Raw genomic sequence first — 22905 nt, 5'->3', positions numbered from 1 at the left:
GTCACGGTAACCGTATCGCCAACCTGGGCTTCGACGGTCGACACATTGACATTAAAGGGGCCATCTGGTGGAAAAATGACCTCGAGGGAGGTGCTTATATTCCTCGTGAGCTGATCTACACCTACGTATCTCGCTTCATATTTATAAACGCCTTCGGCTGAAATGGTTACTGTCTTGGTTTTTACAGTAGAAGGATAACTAATAATTTCCCGGGCATAGGCGCCATTTCGGTATTCCCGCACCCAATATAGAGTGTCCAGTACACCACCAACGGTTACTTCAATTTGGAACTCGGATACTCTCGTCGCTTGGATATAGGGCGCAGTCTGCCCATGGCTAAGCGAGGCACCACCAGCTGCCAAGGCCAAACTGAGGATAAAAATTGAAGTTGAAACGAACTGACGAAATCGCTGTGCCAACATGATGCCCTCGAAAGAGAAATTTGTGCTCACCGGGGCCATACAATTATGGTTGCCAAAAACTTGCCACCACAAGGGACAGCAAAGTTTCCATAGGCGGCAGTCCCCAAGGAAAAGCTTACTTTCGTTCTATTAGTTGGCGCGCATTATCACATGTGCAGTCTTCACCTGTCTCTAATCACAAGAAAAATTTTTTCGACTGACTTGAAGCTGCATTGATTTATTTTCAGCCAACATGATTGAGAAACGATCGAAGCGGCAAGGAGGCCTAATGGTTTCTAAGTTATCGGGGAGTTACTTTTTATTCGAGCCAAATCGGGCCGGCAAACCAAGGGCACTTCAAGAGCCAAGTAGGAATGTCGCAGTATGCCAAGTCTAGTTGTACTTCTACCCAGTATCTTCTTATCCGCCTGACTGATCCATAACATTGCTTTAAGCATATTCCAAGACCTTGGTCAATCAAGGTCCCAGCTTAAACCCTCAAATACCCTCCAAAAAACAGTGTGATATAATCATTTACCCTTAACAACAAACCCTAATGAGAGATTGACAAAGGCATACAATTATGAAGAAAAATTTATTTCTATTATTTCTGGGGCTATCAGTGTCTTCTCTGGTACAGGCAGAGATCGTAACAACTGATATAGTGACAATAGAAAGGCTTTTCACTTATGACGATGTTGGGGCGATTGAAGGTAAGGAAGGAACGGATATTGTTGCTTGGATGGAAACAGGCATAGACGAATGTCCGACGGGAGTATGGCTTTCCCCCTCAGCTCCTGGATACAATAATATGACCTCCTTTCTCTTGGCTGCATACATGGGTCAGAAACGAGTCCGTTTTCAAGTTTACAATGATAGCCTATGGGAACGCTCAGCGAGCGGGGTCTGTGAGATTGATGCTATACGATTTGAATAGCAGGCCAAGAAAAAATTAGGTTTTGAAATAACAGAAAATTTACTGGAAAATTATTTGGCGGCTTAAGCCGCCTAACCTGTATACACTACAAAATCCTCCCCGTTTCGGGTGAAAAATAAAGTCGAATAAATCCGCATTCGCCAACTTAACGCTTTCTATACTTAAGTCCCTGGAAATCTTAAAAAAATAGCACACTCTGATCAAATATAATGCCAATAAATTGCTCAAGAAAGGGTAAATTCGACAGAAGACTATTCCAACCAAATTTTAATTTTTCTCAATACCAGAACTGGCAGCTTATAGGCCATCCTTAAATATAAATTCGATTAACCAAAAACTATCAAAAAATAAAATCACTGCATTTAACATAACCAAGGAAACGGTTCTTACAACAGAATTTTTCATTGACTTATGAAAAGCAACCGGCATCAGTGAACAAACTACCAGAAAGAACCAGTCTGCAATTGGACTTGCAAATTCAAAATACCTGGACGAAACCATATACATGGTATAAACAGCTACCGCCAAAATAACTTGTAAGAATAGGTTCATAGACTCACCTAAACGAATTTTCTGGCAGCAGTTTATTGAAGTCCGGTGAACTTGGAGGAGTCGGCATTGTAATTCCTACTGCACGTAGTAGCCCATTTGCATAGGAGTTGGAATTGTACCCATCAGTGAAGGATTGGGGAAAGTACTCGTAATCTAAATTGTCTTGATAGTTTTGATCCGCATTCAAAAGTGCTTGAATAAGTTCATCTTCTGAAGCGTACTGATCTGGAATTGGACATAGTGCGCTCGTTTGGTTGTACCCAAGGTTTACATCCCTTGATCGGTTTATATTACTCACCAAATCACCGCCCTCTGGTCCCGCCCCCAAAGTAAGGTACCTCCTTCCGTCAGGAAGTGAATTTGAAAACCGAGAATCGTTCGCCCATACAGCTTGATTATTTGGAATAATAGTCACTTTGGCATGGTCCAGCCCAAATGCGACAGGGTGAGTTTGTAACAAAACCTCGAGTCCAAGTGGATCAATGTAAATCAGGGAGTTACCGCCCACATAAGCATAAGTATTGAGACCACCCTTAAGCCCGATGGGGTCACTCTGAAGATACCTACCAATGCCAGGATCATAGTCTCTAAAGTAATTGTAAAACAGTCCATTTTCACGATCATGGTACTGTCCTGCAAAACGCAGATTATTCTCTGCAGAGGTGACTAGCTCCTGTACCTGACCAAAGCTTGCATAGTCCCCTTCCCAAACGATTGTACCGGAGTTGTCTATCACCTGGTGCCCTGTGCCCAGGTGATCCCGCAGATAGTGAAACTGCCGGCCATTTTCCACATAAGCCAGCGGTGTGACACCGACGGCCAGGTAGCGGCGCCGCGTGCCATTCAGGTTTTCTCCGATCAAGGTTGAGCCGGACCAATAAAACCGGGTCACTTCGGGACCCAGGTTGTTGCTCTTGGACCAACGCCTCCCCATGGGGCCATAGGTGTAGCTGTAGTCGATTGTGGGGCTGGACAGGCTATCGGCATGGTATTGATAAGCTACCAACTGATCGAGGCCGTTATAGGTATAGCGCTCAATTTCGCCCGTTGCCTTGTTAGTTTTCTGTATACGATTGCCATTGACATCGTACAAATAGGAGTGATCGTTGTCTTCGGTAATCCGGTTGGCGCTATCAAAGCTGGCATTATTGTTTTGGCGGTTTCCCAGGGCATCGTAGCTAAAGCTATCCGGCGTATTTGGGGACTGCACTGAGGTCAAGCGCCCCACTCTGTCATAGTTGTAGCTTCTGGTCTCGTCCGCTACCCCCTGCCATTGGCTGACGCGGCTGGCCTGGTCGTACTGATACTGATAGCTGCGCTGGTTGACGCCGTGATCTATGAAGGTCAGTTGACTGGCGCGCTCATACTGCAAGGCGCTATCGTTGGCCTGACTGCGATTGAAGGGCTTTTTCAACAACCTCCCAGCGAACCTCTGGCTAATTAACTGCAACCACAGGCTCGGAATATTATTTGGGTATTGCTATCTGCAGACTTTTGACACCCACCTGGCCGTTAAAGCCGGACACATTCACCGTTACCATATGAATACCCGGCTTCAGGGCCACCGGGTTCCAGCGCCAGGTGAGGGGCATATAGCCCTGTTCCTCCTCGGACAGGAACTCATAATCAATAAAAAATGCCACTTCGTATAAACTCTGCTGCATCGCCCAGCGATCTTCCTTGTGCATATCTACCCGCAGTGCGATGGGCCCGGATACAATGGGAATTCCGTCTTCGCCAACCGGCAGTTGGTCGATAATTTCGAGGGTGATACGGGGATCTATTTCCACCGAGCGCGGCAAGTAATAATGGCGGGATATACGGCGTCCATCGCGCTCAAACTGAGCCTCGCTCAAGTCCGGGATGCCGACCGGCCACTGCCTGGCGGTACGCCAGGCCAGATACTCAAGGTTTTCGTTGCCGACGGCGATAATGGAATGCAGGGGCAATTCAAACCCAGTGACCAGCAGCGCCAGTCTGTCGTTGTCATACAGATTCACCAGGCCATCCTGGTCGCTGCCATTCCACAAGGCCATGTTGCGACCCCTGCCGCGCACCTGCCAGTTGAGGATGGATTTCATCATGGGGCCCGACTTAACGCCTGCCCGTGCTAAAATCCGCGAGGGCTTATCCAACTGAAAAATCAGCTGCTGGCGGGCGTTGGTGGTGACCGGAAGTATGACTTCCTCACCACCACTGATCGTGCGGGGGTCATAGCTGGCAGCTTCCCCATCGCGCCCTGTCACCAGCCTGACCACGGGAATATAGGCTTCGTCGGGCACAGGTGTGCCGGCCTGGTCACGGCCATCCCAGGTAACGGGATAGACGCCGGCCCCGGTCTGTCTGCCGCCGGGCAGGCTGCGCACCAAATCGCCGTCCGGGGTAAAGATATCCACCTGTATGCTACCGGGCTCGTCTATGCGGACGGGAATATCAAACGTCTGCCCAAGCGAGGGGTTGAACTCCTGTGCACCATACTGCTCGATACTGACGGAGGCGTACAAGGGCATGGATATGCCCAGCAGCAAGGCGAAAACAATCAGGTGATTGGGCATCAGTTGATCTCCAGGTCTCGAATGTCCCCCACGCCGCCCGGCAGCGCCAGGGCAAGCAATTCGCCACTGTCATTATCCCGGCACATCAACTGGCTGCCGGTGGCATTGTGGCGGATAAAATAGAGGCGATTTTGGTGTATGGCGGGCGACATATCGGTGACGGCGCCTTGGGTGAGCTGCTCGACCCGCCCGCTGTCCTGCCCGGTCAGCGACTGGCGGTAGATATGGTAGTTACCGGCGGCGTTGCTGCTGAAATACAACCAGTCGTTTTGCGGGTCTACAACCGGCTGCCGGCTGATGGTATTTAGCAGTGTGACCTGCTCCGCGATGCCGCTAACTGTATGGTAGCGCCAGATTTCCTGGATGATCTTGCCACAGCCGACGACGCAGTGGACGTTGCTATAGTAGAGCCAGTCCCGGGCGGTTTTCGGTTCAAACTGCGCCGAGCGCTGTAGCACCACGGGTTTGGCGGTTTCAGTGGCCAGGTCCAGGCGCAATATATCCGTATCGACACTCTTGCCGGCCTTGAGCTGCACCAGGTACAGGGCGTTGTTCTGCGGATCGAATTCCGGCTGGGCGTAGCTGGCATCGCTGGACGGAGCCAGCAATACCCTGCCCTTGCGCGGTTGCAGGGACAGCTGGTTGACGCGCCCGGCATCGTCGATATAGATCAGGGACTCCGGCGCGGATGTATATATTGGTGTTCTCGCTTCAGTGTCGAGATGCATGTTGGCTGGTGCGTGGCCGGCTTTGGTCACGACATAGGTCTGCCAGCCGTCATCGGTCAGGCCAACAAAAACCAACCCCCGAGGCCACTGATCACATTTGCCCGCGGCAGCTTGTGCCGCCGGGTACAACAAACACAGAAGCAGCATCAGCGAAAATTGCAGCGGGGTGTTCATAGGCGGCTCTCCTCGGCTTCACGCCAGCGCAGCCACAATGCCACTCCTATAGCGGCCATGAGTGCGCAATAGAATATTTCATAAAGGCCGTAGCGGGTTTCAGTGCCGATAAGGAAGCCATGTACTAGCCCCAACGCCACAACGATAAGCATTCCCCGATGCACTCCCTTCCAAACCCCCGGAATGTACTTCCGCCCCATCGCGGCCAGCACCGCCACCAGCAGCAGTAGTTTTGCCACCAATCCCAAAGTGATAGCGCTGTGATAAAAGTCCCGGAAATCCGGCAGCAACAGACTCCCCGCGAACACCCCTTTGCGCAGGGATACGGCAGTAACAAAAAATGCCACATGCCCCGCGACAAACAATAGCGTCATACCGCCCAGGTAGCGGTGACGCAGCAGTGTCCAGCGAGGCAGCACACACGCATAGCGAGTTTTCTTCAGCAGCGTGGAAACGACCTGATACCACAGCAGGAGAGCGCCATAAAGCCCGAATAATTTGGAAAACACATACCAGACCTGACCACTGGGGGCGCCGTAGCGAAAATAGACATAGACGTCGGAGGTGATATGCCAAAGGCACAGGGGCAGGACAAAGACCGCTACCCAGAAAGGGCGTGCCGAGCGCCACAAGCGGTCGGGCGCCAGTACAAGCTCCGATTTTGCGAGGGCTACTTCAGGCATTCCTGCTGCCCTTTTGCGCAATGCATGAGTTTTTCCAGTGCGGCCTTTTCCGGCAAGTCCAGCGAGGTTATCGGCAGCCCGGAAGACTGCCAACCGGAAAGGCCGTGCGGTTTCATCACGGCAACATTGTTCAGGCCATTGTCCAGCATCTGCCGCGCAACCTCATAGCCTCGAAAGTCCTTGACGCAATAACTGATCACCAGGTCGGCCTGCCTCAATTGCCGGTAGACTTTTTCATTCAGGCTGCGCATGGGAATATTGATAGCACCTGGAATATGCGACCGCTGAAATTCCGCAGGCTCGCGCGTATCGACAAATACGACGGATTTGTTCAGGGCAATCTCCGTCAGCAGGTTTTCGATTGCCATTTCCTTTACCCGCAGGGCCCCTGTGCGCTCAGCCATGGTGGGCGCCTGTGCACAGGATTGATTATCCACCGCTAAACTCAGCGATTGACCGAGTATGTCCGGGGGGGCTGCCATAGCCAGTTGAGCGTATAAGACGTCAAAAAAGTGGGCATAGCAGCTTATGGGAACATAGGCGCGACCGTAACGGTCCTGCAACTGGCGAAAATTCCGCTCGACCACATGCACCAGGGGATCACTGGGCGCATTCCATGCAGTGGTTTCTATAGTAGTAATAATACGGCCCATGGCTTGCAGTGTCGGGTCGGTTTGCGCAAAACCGAGCAGGAGACTCTCAAAGGCCGAGCGGCTGCCGGTGCGTTTGTAGACCGCCTCTGGAACACCAAAAGGAATACCATCGGAAACAGGATCTCCGGTAGCCCGCACCTCCACCACCGCATCGGGATCGATATGCTGTTTGATGAGCCAGATGGAAGCCCACTTGTCCGGCTCCAGGCTATCCCATGTAACGAATAGCTGCGCCCGGGGCAAGGTGGCTGCAATAACGGCATAGGCGATGCCGCAAGCTGCCAGCACAGCTGTTAACCAAAGAGAGGAAAAAATACGCACCGAAGATTCACCCTGTCGGTTAGCTCTTTTTGTAATTTCGCATTTAAATATGCCGTTAGAGCTGGAGATAGAAAATCTTCCATGGAGCGATTATGCAATTTTTCCTTCCCCTCCGCTCTGTGGGTAGAGAACCAAACCTGGGAAAATCCTGTCTGTTAAAATTTTTTTACTTATTTACCGCCACACTTGTTGATTATCAGTTCAACATGGATGCGCAACTTCTAGTTTTTTCCTATGCTCCAGGAAAAAATCAGGCTTCCTAAACTCAACTAGAACAGACCGGAATTTTTCTACAAATGCAGTCCAATAAACTAAATTTATTCGGAAATTTATCGTTCCATTATTTCCATAGGGACAGTCTTTTTTCGAGAACTTCCATGCTTTCCAGACTCTTAAAACAACTCAGGTTTTTGATCATACTATAGAGGATATTTCCATTTAAACAGTCCTATTACCAATCTGGCACAGAAATCTACTTTAGCCCTAATTTCATTGGAATTCTCAAGTGGTTCCACAATCCCGTGCGCAGGATGAGCACTGTCTATGCCGCTTTTTAGCAAGTGTGCCTCACTTTGGCATTGCCTTCGATAAGTACCATAGCTTCCCAGCTGAAAAATCACTTCAAGGTTTTCCAGGCAAAAGTTTGCGGCGTGTGTACACAACAGCGCGCAACAATCCAAGCAGTTAATCGCTGGATTCGCGGCCCAAACCCTCCTGTTGAGGGCAGCGGGCCGCCTGGCAAGCTTCGCCGGCAGCCTGCTAAACGAGTCTGACAGGCCAGATCTGTTTTACCTGCCGGATTAACAGGCACCAGGAATTTGATAGGGGATGACTGAGTCATGATGTCAGCTATGGGTTGACAAGGCTATTTTTACCGGATTGTGACAAGCCCTCATTCTCACTCCATAACGCATTTGGTCGTCGAATCAAAAGGAGCTTTATACGCCAGAGGGGCTAGGACCTGTTCACACTAACGGAATTGGGCCTGTTGTGACAGAAAAGTTGCCAATCGAGGCAAGAGGGGCGGGGTCTGGTTGTTCCAAATGAGCGACGAGCAACGAAGAGTGGCGCCTATTGGGGAGAAAAAACGTTCAACACTTCGTCGGCCAGTTGTTGCAGTGACATTCCCTTTGCGGAGGGTTTGAACCAGTTATAGGTATGCATCAGCGCGCCCTGCAACAGCCGCCTTATCAAGGCGGCGTCGCTTTGGGGACCTTTTGCCGCGGCGATGGCTCCATGCCAGATACGCTCATAGTCTTCACGCAGGCGCAGGACTTTTTTCTGGTTCTGGCTGGACAGGCTGCGCCATTCCAGCACGAGAATGGAAAACCCCGGCACCGCCAAACCGTGGATTGCCTCCAGTTCACTCAGGATACAGGCCCGCAAGCGCTCCCTGGGAGACGCCGCGGCTTCTACAGCCTGAGCCATTCGGGCGCGGGCATACACAGTCACCTGTTGCATCACGCAACTGAGTATTTCCTCTTTATTGCCGAAGTGGTGAAAGATGCTGCCGGACAATATGCCCACTTCGGCAGCTATATCCCTTACGGTCGTGCGCGCATACCCTTTCTGGTCGAACAGCCGCGCCGCGGCGTTCAGCAGCCTGCCCCGCGGTGAGTCCGGGTCGATCAATTCACCCGCAGCCACCAGTGCGCTGATCAGTGTCTGTGAGCCGGCACCAGCCGGTCGCCGAGCCGCTACCCGCCCCTTTGATTGAACAACCATCCAAACTCCCATTAAAGCTGTTGCTTACCAAGCACTTGCTTGGTAGCTTTAGGTTATTCTGCGTATCCAACACCTCAGATGCAATAGCGATTCGTCAAGGAAACAACAGCATGGGTTACCAAAGTGTATTGCGCGCCGACACCTTCAACGGCAAAACCATCGTCGTAACCGGTGCCGGCAGCGGTATCGGCCGCTGCATAGCCCATGAACTGGCCAGCCTCGGCGCACAGGTGGTTCTGCTGGGGCGCAGCCTCGACAAGCTCGAAAGCGTGGCTGCCGAGATCCGTGCGGACGGGGGAAGCTGCAGCCCTTTCAGCCTCGATATTCGCGATGAGGACAGGGTGAAGGAGACAGTGGCCCGGATTCTGGACCATCAAGAGGCCATTCACGGACTGGTGAACAATGCCGGGGGGCAGTTCCCGGCATTGCTGGAACACATTAGCAAAAACGGCTTCGAAGCGGTGGTGCGCAACAATCTGGTGGGTGGATTTCTGATGGCGCGCGAGGTATTCGCGCAATATATGAAGACGCACGGCGGCAGCATAGTTAATATTTCTGCCGACAATGTGGGCGGGATGCCGATGATGGGACACTCCGGCGCCGCCAGGGCCGGCATGGAAAACCTGACTCAGAGCGCGGCAGTTGAATGGGCGCCCCACTCTGTGCGCGTCAATGCGGTGGCGCCGGGTTATATTCTCTCCAGCGGTTTCGACACCTATGATCCCGCCTTGCTGCGCGAATTGCTGCCGGGTTTTCGCCAACGCATCCCCATGTACCGCCTCGGGGAGGAGGCGGAAGTCAGTGGCAGTGTCTGCTTCCTGCTCTCCGACGCGGCTCTCTACATCACCGGCCAGACCCTTCGCATAGATGGAGGCGCAGGCCTCAACCACCGCTCACCCATGTGGCGCTCAACCGCCCCCCGTGACAAACAGGCCTTCAACGGATTTCATCGAAGCCGCAAGCCGGAAGTGGTGCGGGAACTGGAGGCGGAAGGCAAGCTCTGATGCAACCAATCAATTCCCAGCTCAACACCGACGATTGCACATTCGGAAACAACCGCGCAGCCATGCTGGAGGCGATTGCCCGATTCCGCGACGCCGAGCAGTTACCTCTCGCGGCCGAGCAGGCCAAAGCCGAGCGCTACCACCAGCGCGGCTGGCTTTTGCCCCGCGAGCGCCTCAACCGGCTGCTGGATCCCGGGGCACCATTTGTGGAACTCTGCGCCCTGGCGGGCCACAGGCTGTACGACGACAGCGATGGCACCGGTGCCGGAGGGGGGGCTATTTGTGGTATTGGGGTCATAAGCGGCCAGCGCTGCATGGTGCGGGTGGACAATTATGCGGTCAAGGGTGGAACCATCTCTCCGGCGGGCATGGAAAAGGCGCTGCGTATGCAGCAGATAGCGCTGGAAAACCACCTGCCAACGGTAACCCTGGCCCAAAGCGGCGGCGCCAACCTGCTCTATGCGACGGAAACCTTCGCCCCGGGGGGACGTGGTTTTGCCAATCAGGCCCGGCTTTCCGCGGCCGGCATTCCCCAGATCACAGTGGTGCACGGCAGCGCCACCGCCGGCGGTGCCTATCAACCGGGGCTGTCCGACTATGTAGTGATGATCCGAGGGCAGTCCGGGATGTACCTGGCTGGCCCGCCCCTGCTCAAAGCCGCCACTGGAGAGATCGCCGAGGAGGAAAGCCTGGGTGGGGCGGAGATGCACTGTCACCAGGCGGGAAGTGGCGACTATCTGGCGGAAGATGATGCAGATGCTATCCGCGTAGCGCGGGAAATTGTTGCCACACTGCCCAGGCCGGGAGCGGAGCCATTCGAGCACAACTGGTGTGAACCCCGCTATCCAATCGAGGAACTGCTGGGTGTTGTGCCCGCAGACGCAAAAACACCCTACGACGTGCGGGAGATAATTGCCCGTATCGCAGACGATTCGGCCCTACTGGATTTCAAACCGGATTTTGATCGCCAGACAGTGTGTGGTCACGCCCGGATCGAGGGCGCCCCTATCGGCATCCTCGGCAATAACGGGCCAATCACCCCCGAGGGGGCCAACAAGGCGGCGCAGTTTATCCAGTTGTGCCAACAGAGTGGCACCCCCCTGCTTTTCCTGCACAACACCACAGGCTTTATGGTGGGGACCCATGTAGAGCAGCGCGGCATCATCAAACATGGCGCCAAGATGATCCAGGCAGTCGCCAATGCCAGCGTGCCCAAATTCAGTATCGTTGTCGGTGGTTCCTACGGCGCGGGCAACTACGCCATGTGCGGCCGCGGTTTCGACCCCCGGTTTATTTTCGCCTGGCCCAACTCACGCACTGCGGTAATGGGTGCCGCTCAGGCCGGCAGGGTAATGCGCATAGTCACGGAGCAGAAGATGCGCCGCTCGGGGCAGCTGGACGACGACGCTCTCGATAAGCTGGAAACCGATACAGCGGCATTTATGCAGGGAAACTCCAGCGCCCTCGCCTGCAGCGCGCGGCTTTGGGACGACGGGATCATCGATCCGCGGGATACCCGCAAACTGCTCGGGCTGCTACTGCAGATCTGCCGCGCGGCAGAAAAGGCACACCCGCATAAAACCACCTTTGGCGTGGCGCGCTTTTAAGGTAAGGCACACACAGGAGACGAGGCCATGCTACTCAGCGATGAACACCGCGAGCTACAGCGCACAGTCCGCAAATTTGTGCGGGAAGAGATAAATCCCCAGGTCCCGGAGTGGGAAAAAGCTGCGGCCTTTCCGGTACACGAAATTTTCCGCCAGTTGGGTCGTTTGGGGTTGCTTGGCATCAGTAAGCCGGAGCCCTACGGCGGCCTCGGCCTGGATTTCAGCTATGAGGCGATTTTTCTCGAGGAGCTGGGTGCCGCCCACTGCGGCGGGGTACCACTGTCGATCGCCGTACAGACCTCCATGGCCACGCCGGCCCTGGCCAGGTTTGCCGGGGACGAACTCAAGCGGGAATTTCTCACTCCGGCAATTAATGGTGAGATGGTGGCCGCCATTGCAGTTTCGGAATCGGGAGCCGGCTCGGATGTGGCGGGCGTAAAGACCACGGCAGTGGCCAGTGGCGAGGACTACATCGTCAATGGCAGCAAGATGTGGATCACCAATGCGCCCAGTGCCGATTTCTTCTGCACACTGGTGACCACCGGGGAGGGCAAGCCCCACCGCAACAAATCACTGCTGCTGATTCCCGCGCAAAGCCCCGGCGTGCGCATCGGTGAGTCACTGCACAAGATGGGCATGCGCTCCTCCGGCACGGCGCCGGTATATTTCGATGATGTACGCATTCCGCAACGCTATCGTATCGGCGACGAGGGTGCAGGATTTTCACTGCAGATGCTGCAGTTTCAGGAAGAGCGGCTGGCGGGCGCGGCACTGTCAATCAAGGGGCTGGAAAACTGTGTCCGCACGACAATCGATTATGTGCGCGACCGCCAGGCTTTCGGCGCGCCCCTGCTGGACAACCAGACAGTGCACTTTTCCCTGGCGGAAATGCAAATGGAAGTGGAGTGCCTGCGTGCCCTCACCTGGCGGGCCGTAGAGGCCTATGTAGGCGGAGAGGATGTCACCACACTCGCGTCCATGGCCAAGTTAAAGGCCGGGCGCCTGAGCCGCACTGTTCCCGACCAGTGCCTGCAGTTTTGGGGGGGCATGGGCTATATGGAGGAAACCCCGATCAACCGCTCCTACCGCGACAGCCGCCTGACATCCATCGGTGGTGGCGCGGATGAGGTCATGCTGGGAATCATTTGCAAATTGATGGGCATTTTGCCCGGCCGGCGCGGCAATGCGTAACCGGGCAATCCAACAGGTGATCCGCTACCAGCTGAGTTGCCGGCGCGGGAGCGCAGGCCATTTACCCGTTTTTTCGGCAGCCGGTTAAGGCGCTTCCCGATTAATTCAGTGCAGCGAGAACCGCAAAGCGGGACACAGGGCAAAACCCACAATGCTATTCAAAGCAATTCACAGAGTGACAAACAAACCTGATGACACACACAGCCGCTGACGAGCCGACCCCTCCAACCCTGCTGATTGCCAATCGCGGGGAGATTGCCTTGCGCATAATGCGCACGGCGCGCGCGGAGGGCTACAGGGTGGCCGCCATTTTCAGCGACGCGGACCGCAATGCACCCCATGTGCGCACAGCGGACATAGCGGTGGCCATTGGTGGCATTACCCCGCAGGAGTCCTACCTGTGCATCGACAAGGTCATTACTGCGGCAGAAAAGGTTGGTGCCAGCCTTATTCACCCGGGCTACGGTTTTCTGTCGGAAAATGCAGACTTCGCGCGCGCCTGTACCGATCGGGGACTGGTCTTCGTGGGGCCGTCGGCGGAGGTGATCGAACTTATGGGCAACAAGCGGCGGGCAAAAAATTTCGCCGCCACCGCCGGCGTGCCCTGCATCCCCGGCTTTGTCGCCGACAGTGATGACGCAGCCCTCTCCGATACCGAAGTGGAAAAGGCCGTCACGGCCATAGGCCTGCCGCTGATGATCAAGGCCGCGGATGGCGGCGGCGGGCGGGGTATGCGCCTGGTCAGGGACCGCGCAAGCCTGCGGGAGCAGTTGCGCTCCGCCCGCAGCGAAGCCCTGAGCGCCTTTGGCAGCGACGAAGTCATTGTGGAAAAAGCTGTTGTCAGTGCCCGCCATATCGAAATCCAGATTTTTGCCGATCGCCAGGGCAATGTGATCCACCTGGGTGAACGGGACTGTTCGGTACAGCGCCGCCACCAAAAAATCATCGAGGAATCCCCCTCTCCCGCCGTCGACCATCAGTTGCGCGAACGCATGGGCGCTGCCGCTGTGCGCCTGGCACACGCCTGCGCCTATGTGGGTGCGGGCACGGTGGAGTTCTTACTGGATGCAAAGGGTGATTTTTTCTTTCTGGAAATGAACACCAGGCTGCAGGTGGAGCACCCGGTTACCGAAATGGTCACCGGTCTGGACCTGGTCGCCTGGCAGCTCGCCATAGCCCGGGGCGAGTCGCTGCCCCTCCGGCAGGAGGGAGTCACCTTTAATGGCCACGCTATCGAGGCCAGGCTCTACGCCGAAGACCCATACAACGGCTTCCTGCCCCAGACGGGGACTGTTTACCGCTGGAGTGAACCAGAGGGCCCGGGTCTGCGGTGCGATCACGGTATCAGCGCCGGCGACAAGGTTACGCCATTCTATGATCCCATGCTGGGCAAGCTGATCGCCTTTGGCAGAGACCGCGACCAGGCCCGGCGGCGGCTCCTGGTATCCCTGCAACAACTGGAATACCTGGGGCCCACCACCAATGGACCCTATCTGATACAACTGCTGGCGGACCCCGGTTTTATCGCCGGCCACGCGGCCACGGACTTTATCGAGGCTGTGGCGGACACTCCAAAGCAGCCTCAAATGCCGGCCCTGCTGCCACCAGTGGCGGCGGTGGTTTTTCACCAGCGACGACTGCCGCCTCAAGACGTCAGGAGCGGACGCGCAAACTGGCGCAGTGGCGGGGACCCGGCTTCAACGCTCTATCAGCTGCAGCGCGGTGCGGAACAGCTGCCGATTTTCCTGTCGTGTTCAGAGGATGGCTACCGGGTGGAATCCCGGAATGAGGCCTTTGTAATCCGGCCCCTGGATTTACGGGCGAATGACTGGCAACTGGAAATCGATGCTGTGCGCTATTGTTTCTCCGGGCACCTGGAAAATGACAAGCTTGCGATCGCCTGGGAGGGCGCGCAGTGGAATTTCCTCGACCGGACCCACTCAGCAGCCGCCTCCACGGGTGGGCCGGACAGCGACAGCCTGACAGCACCAATGGACGGCATGATCGTCGAAGTCCGGGTTCAGGCCAACCAGCCGGTCAAGCGCGGTGAAATAATTGCGGTGATGGAGACCATGAAAATGGAGCACCCGCTGACAGCCGGTTGCGACGGCGCAATCAGCCAGCTGCAGGTCAGGGCCGGCGAACAGGTTCGCGGTGGACAGCTGCTGGCGCGGATAAAACCGGAGGCAGCCACCACCGACAGTGCACATTGAAAAACGAAAGCGGAACGACTTTGCAGGGCGCCGTAGGCACCCAGCCTGCCCCGCTTTTTCCTGTGCACAAACTTTTGATTGCCACCGCCCTAGCAGGCTGTTGAAATTCGAAGAATTTCGACGCCTGCTACCGGAATATGGATGTTCCGGCAAAATCAGCGACGCATAAATCGTTGATTTTAGGAGAAAAGTGAAAATCACATTTTTCGCTTTTCGTGTTTTGAAACAGGCAGGATGCCTTTTTTCAACAAGCTGCCAGAGGAATTACGGCCCCGGGATCACAGAAAAATCTCCCGCGCCCGTTGCGGTGACACCACTTTGCGCCCACAGTCCTCGGCTAGCTGCACCAGCGCCTCGATCAGCTGACCGTTGCCGCTGGCCCTCTCGCCCCCCGGCAAATAAAAAGTATCCTCAACGCCGGAGCGCAGATGCCCCCCCAGCTCAGCGGTCTTGCGGTGTACCGGCCAGATTTCGCCGCGACCGATAACAGTGCTCTGCCACAAAGCTCCGGGCCGCATATATTTGGGCAGCAACGCCAGCATCCCGGTATCCGCCGGCATCCCGGAGGCGACCCCCATCACCAGGTTGTAGTTCGGCTGTTCGACCAGGCCCACTTCCGCAAACATTGAGACCGAGCGCACAATACCCGTATCGAAGCACTCGAACTCCGGCCGGGCTCCGGTTTCCCGGCAGACCTGCAGCAGCTCCTCGATCTTGTCCACCGGGTTTTCAAACAACATCGGTGGCCAGGCCCAGGTGCCTCCGGAGCGCACTTTCAGGTAATTCAGGCTGCCCGCGTTGCAGGCGGCAATTTCCGGGCACCCCGCCCGTATACAAGCGAGAGGGCCACTTTGATCGCGGCCAATAGTACCGGTAGTGAAATTCAGAATGACGCCGGGGCAGGCTGCACGCACCGCCCCGGCAATCTCCGTTGCCACTTCCGGATCCCAACTGGGAAGGTGCCCTCGCCCCGGCTCCTGTGCGCGAAAATGTATATGCATCACAGAGGCGCCAGCATCGTAAGCCTCCCTGGCGGACGCCGCCATTTCCGTCGCGGTCACCGGAACCGGGTGCTGGCTGGGGTTGGTGAGCACCCCGGTCAGGGCACAAGTGATAACAACCTCATCCGACATTGTGACATCTCCTAATTTATTCTGATTCGGCGACAGCTTTGCCAAGTCGCTCCAGAGCTATCCCCGATACCACCATTCCCCAGTGGACAGCCAACACACCCCGGTTTCCCCCGCCGGGCAGGCAACCGGGAATAACCTGCAGCAAAAATATTGGCGAGGCAACCTATGGCCAGGCACCAAGCAACTGCTTGGTTGATGAGGCTAGCATATCGTCAACGCAACCAAAAGGACTCTTGGGAACCCCGGATTAATTCGATGCAATCTCAGGCTTAGCGTCGAGTGCGCCGGTATGGCACAGTCGCGCAGGAACGCTGGTTACCTTTCAAGCAGCTGCAACGCAACGGACGGACCCGGCGTTAAGCCCCGTAGGGCGCCTAATTAATTAGAGGTTCCCTTGTATGCCCGCAACCGGGCCTTCAAAATAGCGCACCCCACAGAAGGAAGCCGAACGAGGAAGACCACCGGTGAGCAAGCCCCCTGCAACCAAGGCAGTTCAGGCGCCCTACGGCAGCTGGAAATCCACCATAGAGGCGGACATGCTGGTTAAAAACAGCGTCAGATTAAGCGAGGCGAGCCTGGTTGCAGGCCGCTATTACTGGCTCGAATCCCGCCCGGCAGAACAGGGGCGTTCAGTATTGGTCCAGTACTGTGCGGCCAGTGGCCGCACCGACATCACCCCTGCCCCACTCAGCGTCCGCTCCAAAGCACACGAATATGGGGGCGCCAGCTACCTGGTGTGGCAGAACCGCGTTTACTTTGTTCTCGCCGCGGACCAGCGCATCTACCAAATGGATCTCGATACCCGGGTGCCGGAACCCATCACTCCTGAAGGTCCCTTCCGCTACGCCGACCTCTTTCTGGATCGCAAGCGACAGCGGCTGCTTTGTGTACAGGAGGACTATTCACCCTGTGACCTCGGCCAGGAAGCGGTGGCGCGCATCATTTCCATCGGTCTCAACCAGAGTTCCGGGACGGAGCAAAGGGTCCTCGCAGAAGGTGCGGATTTTTACTCCAACCCCACCCTCTGCCCCCAAGGCCGGCAACTGAGCTTTCTGCGCTGGCATCACCCCGACATGCCCTGGGACGCCACCGAACTGTGTCTGGCCTCGATGGATTCCGGGGGCCTGGCGAGCGATCCTAGAGTGGTTGCCGGGGGAGCCGGGGAATCGGTCTTTCAACCCCAGTGGTCACCGCGGGGGGAACTCTTCTATGTATCCGACCGCAACAATTGGTGGAATCTCTACCGGGTCGGCGACCCATCACCGCTATGGCGGCGCCATGCGGATTTTGCTACGCCACAGTGGGTGTTTGGCATGTCCACATACAGCTTCACCACCTCCGATGAGATTCTGTGCACCTTTAGCGAGAACGGGCGCTGGCACCTGGGGAAAATTGATCTCACCAGCGGCAATCACCAGGTGATCAAACAGCCTTACTGTGATCTCGAAAGCCTCCGCTGCGAAGGAAACGAGGCGGTGATGATTGCCAGTGCGGCAGACCGCTTTCCCGCCATCATCAGTTACGACAGCCACAGTGATCGCTTCGAGCAAATCGCCAGCAGCAGCAGTCTTGAGCTGGAAAGCCACGTGTTGTCCCCCGCCCAATCGATTGAATTTGTTGTCGGGGAACGATCGGTACACGCTTTCTATTATGCGCCCCTTAACCTAGCCTTCGAGGCACCAACGGGAGAAAAGCCGCCACTGATCGTTTTCAGTCACGGTGGCCCCACCGCAGCGACTTCCGCGGGCCTGAATCTCAAGGTGCAGTATTGGACCAGCCGGGGCTTCGCCGTGCTCGACGTCAACTATTCGGGCAGTACCGGCTTCGGGCGCGAGTATCGAGAACGCCTCGAGGGCCAGTGGGGTATCCTCGATGTGGAGGAAGTCTGCTCCGGCGCCAAATTCCTGGCGGCCCAGGGACTGGCAGATCCGAACCGTCTGCTGATCAAGGGGGGCAGCGCCGGCGGCTACACGGTATTGGCGGCGCTCACCTTTCACAACGTCTTTCAGGCCGGCGCCAGTCACTACGGAATTGGCGATCTCACCACCCTGGCCCGTGACACCCACAAATTCGAATCCAGATATCTCGACAAACTCGTAGGCCCCTGGCCAAACGCAGAGCAGATTTACCGGGATCGGTCACCGGTCAATCATGTGCAGCAGCTCAACTGCCCGGTAATCTTTTTCCAGGGGCTGCAGGACAAAGTGGTGCCCCCAGGTCAGGCCGAGACCATGGTGCAGGCGCTGGAGCAACAGGAAATCCCGGTGTCTTACATTACTTTTGCCGACGAAAGCCACGGGTTTCGCAGTGGTGACAGCATCAAGATGGCCCTGGAGGGTGAGCTGGAATTTTACAGCCGTGTATTCGGATTTCCCCTGGCCGAACCCGGCCCAGGCATTACTATCAGGAATCTGGATGGGTAACGGGAGCGCCACTACCCTGTCCAGTGCAAGTGTCAGGGTAACCTCATTGACTGCGTTGAGCCGGGTCAACCGAACCAGAGCGTATGCAAAGCTGTTCAATCACAGCTACTGAACCGGGGTTTTAGCGCTGAGGATATTGATTTTAAAACGGACACTTATTCCCAATCGAGCGCTTGATCCCATAAAAATGAGCTCTACACTATCACCTGATACAACACCGACTAGAGTTAGAGCCGGCCTGCCAGCCAATCAATACTGCGAACCGAGGTTTTTGGGAAAGCCGTATTATGGTCAGCCGACTCAATGACCACCGACTGTAAAGATAAATTAGCCGGTTTACGGTTCCTTAGCTGACCGACAAATTTCTCTACATTGTCGCCCAACTTATGCTCCAGGGCACCATATGAAATAAAGACATTGGTTTGCTTTGGCAGGCTACTTATGGGTTTCTGAGACCCGGCTTCCGACAGGGAACCCATATAGGAAGCCAGGCCACTCGGACTACCGATAATATAATTCTGAAAAATATCCGGCTGGTTAAGCAATGTATAGACTCCAAAAGCACCTCCGAGGGAATAGCCAAAATAGGTACGGTTATCCTGATTCGCCCGGTAACTGCCTTCGACATATTTGATGACATCATTGTTTAAAAATGCGAGAAACTGATGAGCCTCGCCTTTATTCTCGTGACTAACCTGATCTGATGCCGGTCTCAGGTCCCGGAATCTGCTCCACCACTCCTTTTCAGCCCCGGCCAGGTTCTTTTGCCAGTCAACCCGATTCTTTTGCCAGCCAATACCCACTAAAATAGCATCCTGAATTGTGTATTCTACGGTTGCAGAAAGTATTTCCACAGCCCAGATGGCATCGGTAAAATAAATAACTGGGTGTTTTTTAGCGCCACTCTTGGCATATTCCTCGGGCAACTTAATCAACAGCTCATATTCCCTACCGGTGCTGGAATCCTGAATTGGTACTACCTGGATTTTGGGTAACTCCAGAGGTCTGGGTTCACTGGCCTTGAGAGCCGCGAGGGGCAGAAAAAAGAAAATGGCTGCCAGCAAGTGTTTATTCATACCTATATCCATGTGGTTACATATGACCTGGGGGACCCTCACTGTAAATAAACTGGCTCTTAGATACCTGACGTCCAGCTGACTTTTGGATGATGTTTTGCTGATACCAGATATCAACCCAGCAACTTATTTGGTTACCAGAGTAATAATGCTTATTTATCAATAAGTTATCAGGAAATATGAACACTTGTTGAACAAATTACGCCAACCCGGCGAAGGTACCCAGCATCGCAGAAAGCATATTGGTTGATTCACCTCAAATAAGCGGCTGATCACAAAGCCAGGACACTTTATTGAGTCCGGATCAGCGTTAACCGTGATCAAAATTTATGCTAGCATCGGCCTTATTTTTTATCTCACATTCAGCTCAAATTTTGTCCAGGACAGTAGATCGATGACCATACAATATTGGGTGGGTGACTTTTTCATCGATTTATCCAGGAATCAAATTACCCAAAACAAACAATCCCAAACCATCCCTCCAAAAGCGCTCGCCGTTTTAACCTACCTGGCAAAACACCAGCAAAAAGTTGTGAGCCAGGACGAGCTGCTAGCCGAGATCTGGCCCGATACAATAGTCACACCAAATACGCTGCAAAGGAGTATCGCGCAACTCAGAAAAGCACTGGGCGAGGATCGAAAGCTAAAGTCCTATATCAAGACTCATGCCAAACAGGGCTATAGCCTGGAGTGCGATGTTACCTGGACAAATAGTACTCACCTCAAAGGTACAGTAACACCGCGCGAATTGAGCACTTCTTCTGCTCCCTCTACCACCCCTAAAGTCAATGAAAAAACTAACAACCCGGATTATCGAGTCAAGCTTCGCAAAAACAGCAGGATTTTAGTCATTGCTACTGTGGGACTGCTAATTTCAGGTGTTATCGTTTTTAAACTCAGTCTTTCCGGAGAGAGCCCACAGCTTTTCTTCGACAGGCTGCAGCCGATAACTGCGACCGACCATAAGGAATTTGATGCTGCCTACTCCCCCAACGGCCAGTATATTCTCTTTCATCGCTATTTGAATAAACTCTGCGTCAATAAACTCTGGGCCAGGGATATATATACCCAGGAAGAATTTGAGTTGACCAGAAGCTGGGGAACTTACGACGGCCATTCGCTATCGCCCGACGGAAAAACACTCGTTTTTATCGCAATGGAGGATTGCACCAAACCACTAACCCAAAATATATGTTATGACCTGGTTAGTTTGGATTTTCAGAAGGCTCTAGAAGGTCCTCAGCAACCAGAGACTATAATGCGCTGTGAAAATTCCAGAATCAAAAAACCGGTATGGCTAAATAACAGTAACCTCGCCATTTTACAAAAACTGACCAACCGCTGGCAGTTAATCAATTATTCTACCAGGGATAATAAGAGCCAGGTCCTCTATGACCTGGAAGATGGAAGTTTAGTCGATTTCGACTATTCGATCCGCAAAGGCCTGATCGCGATAACCAGCAAGCACCAAGATGGTCGGCTTCACCTGGATCTGCTTGATACTAATGGAAAAATTCTATCCAGTAACCCGATAGAATACCCAAACGAAATAGCAGAAAATACGGAAGTTTACCCTAATTTTTCCCCTTTAGAGGATCAGCTAATCTTCAGCACAGGTCGCCGGCTCTTCTCTCTATCCTATAACGGCAATATCAGTAAGATTGATTTGCCTCTGGATCAAGCGATCAGCTCACCAACTTTCCACCAGAGCGGGCAAAGGGCAGTTGCCATTAAGGGTCGATATGACAGTGATATCGCATCGATTCCTCTGCATGAACCAGAATCAACCAATACACCGGCTGAAGTTGACGTCCGCAAACTCTATCCAAGCACCACCCGGTCAATTTTGGGCGAGGACAATGGTGTCTTCCAACCCAATGGAAGCCTGGTCGCATTTAGCTCCAGGCGTTCTGGAGAGGATCAGGTATGGATAGCTGACGGCCAAGATTTGAGACAAATCACTCAGTTTCCTATAGACACCAATATTAATGGAATGGATTGGGCTGTGGATGGCCAAAGCCTCCTGATAAATGCCAACAAGCAGCTCATCCAGGTTTTTCTGGATGGCAGAACCAATAGTTTTTTACTAACGCATCCTGTTAACTGGCTATTTCAATGGAACAGCGAAGAAAATACCGCCTTACTGTCCATGAATATCAACGGAATCACCATTTTTTCTGAAGCTGATCTAAATCATTTAAAATTTACAACCGTTAATGAAAAGCGGGTTTACTGGGCCCAAAAAGACCAGGGTGAACGACTAATTTATATGGACCATATGAACCGGTTCTGGAAGCCCGGTCCCGTTGAAGACCAGCTTATCGATAAATTACTCGGTCAAGGTAGCGAAAAAAGATTTGTCGTCGAAAGCAATATAATTTATGGTATTAATCGCAACAATCAGCTATGGTCATACAACCTCGATACTGACGAATTCAATCTGATCAGAGACATGCATAAAGACGTTGATTATCTAACGGATATTAATCAGGAAAACCTGCTTATCACCTATGTTGTGGCAGCAAAAAAAGAAGTGGTGGAACTTTTTTTGCGCAAATAAATTGCTGCCATATCTAGTTATGTTGGGTAGTAAGGGTGGCCTAGCTTGGAAATTTTCAACGTGTAAAAACTATATCTTTTGGAAAGGTTGAAAATTTAATAGAAATTAAAATGTATTTTCGATTTATTTTGCTGGTATTTTTCCTACCTGTACTTGGTCATGTAAAGTCCAACGAACCATTTGAGATTCCCCGGTCAACTACCATACCTATTACGGATGCCATCCAGGATAGAGACTATGAACTCTTCATTAAGCTCTCTAAGAGCTATGAGAGCTCGAATAAAAAGTATCCAGTAATTTATCTTACCGATGCCATGTATACTTTTCAGATTGTTTCTGGCGCGACCAGATATCCGATGACCGTGAATACGATGGAAGAAGCGATTATTGTCGGTATCTCCTGGGATAAAGAGACTCCTGCAGCGTTAAGTAGGCAGCGGGATTATACGCCTACCGTAAAGGCTAACTGGGAAGACCCTACGGGTGGGGCTGAGGACTATATAAAATTTATTCGGGATGTGATATTCAAAGAGGTGGAAACCAGGTTTCGTGCAGATTCATCGAGAAGAACCTATGTGGGAAATTCTTTTGGTGGTTTACTTGGAGCCTATATTCTTTTCAAAGACGGAGGGATGTTTAAGAACTACATCCTGGGGAGTCCGTCGCTATGGTATGACGACAGAGTGATTTTTGATCTGGAAGAAAGTTATTCCCAGGAAAATGATAATTTGCGGGCCAATGTATTTGTGTCGATTGGAAGTTTAGAGATGCCGAAGTATCAAGGTAGCGGATGGAAGCATGATATGGTTAAGGATACTAAGAAATTTTATGATACGTTAAAGAAAAGAGAATATTTAGATCTTAAATTAAAACTATTTGTAATTGACGATGCAACTCATGAAACAGATTTTCCGACTACCGCGATTCATGGACTTTACTGGCTTTATAAAATTTAGCTAAAGAAATTCC

The 22905-nt window shown here is 53.4% G+C and carries 17 protein-coding genes; 8 read left to right on the top strand and 9 right to left on the bottom strand.

What is annotated here, in order from left to right; genetic code table 11:
* The first annotated feature begins 984 nt into the window (after window positions 1-984).
* Window positions 985-1338: a hypothetical protein gene (locus tag ABVT36_RS05485; protein ID WP_368455639.1), complete on the top strand. Its 354-nt coding sequence runs from the start codon at window positions 985-987 to the stop codon at window positions 1336-1338.
* A 297-nt stretch (window positions 1339-1635) separates the two neighbouring features.
* Here ABVT36_RS05485 and ABVT36_RS05480 read toward each other — a convergent pair whose 3' ends face one another.
* From ABVT36_RS05480 to ABVT36_RS05450, 7 genes are all read right to left on the bottom strand, one after another.
* A complete protein-coding gene (locus tag ABVT36_RS05480; RefSeq protein WP_368455637.1) occupies window positions 1636-1890 on the bottom strand; it encodes a hypothetical protein in 255 nt (84 codons plus the stop codon).
* Window positions 1891-1894: 4 nt separating this feature from the next.
* Window positions 1895-3304 carry an RHS repeat-associated core domain-containing protein gene (locus ABVT36_RS05475; protein ID WP_368455636.1) on the bottom strand — a complete coding sequence of 470 codons (1410 nt, stop codon included), beginning with the start codon at window positions 3302-3304 and terminating at the stop codon, window positions 1895-1897.
* A 52-nt stretch (window positions 3305-3356) separates the two neighbouring features.
* On the bottom strand, window positions 3357-4445 hold the full coding sequence (locus ABVT36_RS05470; RefSeq protein WP_368455635.1) for a FlgD immunoglobulin-like domain containing protein: 1089 nt from the start codon (window positions 4443-4445) through the stop codon (window positions 3357-3359).
* Window positions 4445-5347, bottom strand: a complete 903-nt coding sequence (locus ABVT36_RS05465; RefSeq protein ID WP_368455634.1) for a TolB family protein — start codon at window positions 5345-5347, stop codon at window positions 4445-4447. The genes ABVT36_RS05470 and ABVT36_RS05465 overlap by 1 nt, the downstream gene beginning before the upstream one ends.
* On the bottom strand, window positions 5344-6030 hold the full coding sequence (locus ABVT36_RS05460; RefSeq protein ID WP_368455633.1) for a hypothetical protein: 687 nt from the start codon (window positions 6028-6030) through the stop codon (window positions 5344-5346). The genes ABVT36_RS05465 and ABVT36_RS05460 overlap by 4 nt, the downstream gene beginning before the upstream one ends.
* Entirely contained in the window at window positions 6018-6971 is a 954-nt protein-coding gene (locus tag ABVT36_RS05455) for a chromate resistance protein ChrB domain-containing protein (protein ID WP_368455632.1), read from the bottom strand. The genes ABVT36_RS05460 and ABVT36_RS05455 overlap by 13 nt, the downstream gene beginning before the upstream one ends.
* Window positions 6972-8075: 1104 nt before the next feature.
* Complete coding sequence (locus ABVT36_RS05450) at window positions 8076-8729, bottom strand: TetR/AcrR family transcriptional regulator (protein WP_368455631.1); 654 nt, start codon at window positions 8727-8729, stop codon at window positions 8076-8078.
* 110 nt (window positions 8730-8839) lie between these two features.
* Between ABVT36_RS05450 and ABVT36_RS05445 the strand changes: the two genes are divergently transcribed.
* From ABVT36_RS05445 to ABVT36_RS05430, 4 genes are all read left to right on the top strand, one after another.
* A complete protein-coding gene (locus tag ABVT36_RS05445) occupies window positions 8840-9733 on the top strand; it encodes an SDR family oxidoreductase (protein ID WP_368455630.1) in 894 nt (297 codons plus the stop codon).
* Window positions 9733-11340 carry an acyl-CoA carboxylase subunit beta gene (locus ABVT36_RS05440; RefSeq protein ID WP_368455629.1) on the top strand — a complete coding sequence of 536 codons (1608 nt, stop codon included), beginning with the start codon at window positions 9733-9735 and terminating at the stop codon, window positions 11338-11340. The genes ABVT36_RS05445 and ABVT36_RS05440 overlap by 1 nt, the downstream gene beginning before the upstream one ends.
* A gap of 27 nt (window positions 11341-11367) precedes the next feature.
* Window positions 11368-12531 carry an acyl-CoA dehydrogenase family protein gene (locus ABVT36_RS05435; protein WP_368455628.1) on the top strand — a complete coding sequence of 388 codons (1164 nt, stop codon included), beginning with the start codon at window positions 11368-11370 and terminating at the stop codon, window positions 12529-12531.
* 191 nt (window positions 12532-12722) lie between these two features.
* Complete coding sequence (locus ABVT36_RS05430) at window positions 12723-14744, top strand: biotin carboxylase N-terminal domain-containing protein (RefSeq protein ID WP_368455627.1); 2022 nt, start codon at window positions 12723-12725, stop codon at window positions 14742-14744.
* 278 nt (window positions 14745-15022) lie between these two features.
* Here ABVT36_RS05430 and ABVT36_RS05425 read toward each other — a convergent pair whose 3' ends face one another.
* Window positions 15023-15877: a 3-keto-5-aminohexanoate cleavage protein gene (locus ABVT36_RS05425; RefSeq protein ID WP_368455626.1), complete on the bottom strand. Its 855-nt coding sequence runs from the start codon at window positions 15875-15877 to the stop codon at window positions 15023-15025.
* Between the two features lie 464 nt (window positions 15878-16341).
* Here ABVT36_RS05425 and ABVT36_RS05420 point away from each other — a divergent pair, with 464 nt between their 5' ends.
* Window positions 16342-18300 (top strand): prolyl oligopeptidase family serine peptidase, encoded by a 1959-nt coding sequence (locus ABVT36_RS05420; RefSeq protein WP_368455625.1) that lies wholly within the window; start codon window positions 16342-16344, stop codon window positions 18298-18300.
* A 227-nt stretch (window positions 18301-18527) separates the two neighbouring features.
* Here the strand turns inward: ABVT36_RS05420 and ABVT36_RS05415 are convergent, their stop codons facing one another.
* Window positions 18528-19376 carry an alpha/beta hydrolase gene (locus tag ABVT36_RS05415; RefSeq protein WP_368455623.1) on the bottom strand — a complete coding sequence of 283 codons (849 nt, stop codon included), beginning with the start codon at window positions 19374-19376 and terminating at the stop codon, window positions 18528-18530.
* A gap of 394 nt (window positions 19377-19770) precedes the next feature.
* Here ABVT36_RS05415 and ABVT36_RS05410 point away from each other — a divergent pair, with 394 nt between their 5' ends.
* Window positions 19771-21936, top strand: a complete 2166-nt coding sequence (locus tag ABVT36_RS05410) for a winged helix-turn-helix domain-containing protein (RefSeq protein WP_368455622.1) — start codon at window positions 19771-19773, stop codon at window positions 21934-21936.
* Between the two features lie 110 nt (window positions 21937-22046).
* Window positions 22047-22892 carry an alpha/beta hydrolase gene (locus ABVT36_RS05405; RefSeq protein WP_368455621.1) on the top strand — a complete coding sequence of 282 codons (846 nt, stop codon included), beginning with the start codon at window positions 22047-22049 and terminating at the stop codon, window positions 22890-22892.
* The last annotated feature ends 13 nt before the right edge of the window (window positions 22893-22905 follow it).

Source organism: Microbulbifer sp. TYP-18, from assembly GCF_040932045.1.
In the GTDB taxonomy this organism is placed as follows: Bacteria; Pseudomonadota; Gammaproteobacteria; order Pseudomonadales; family Cellvibrionaceae; genus Microbulbifer.
This window is presented reverse-complemented; position numbering and strand designations above follow the sequence as displayed.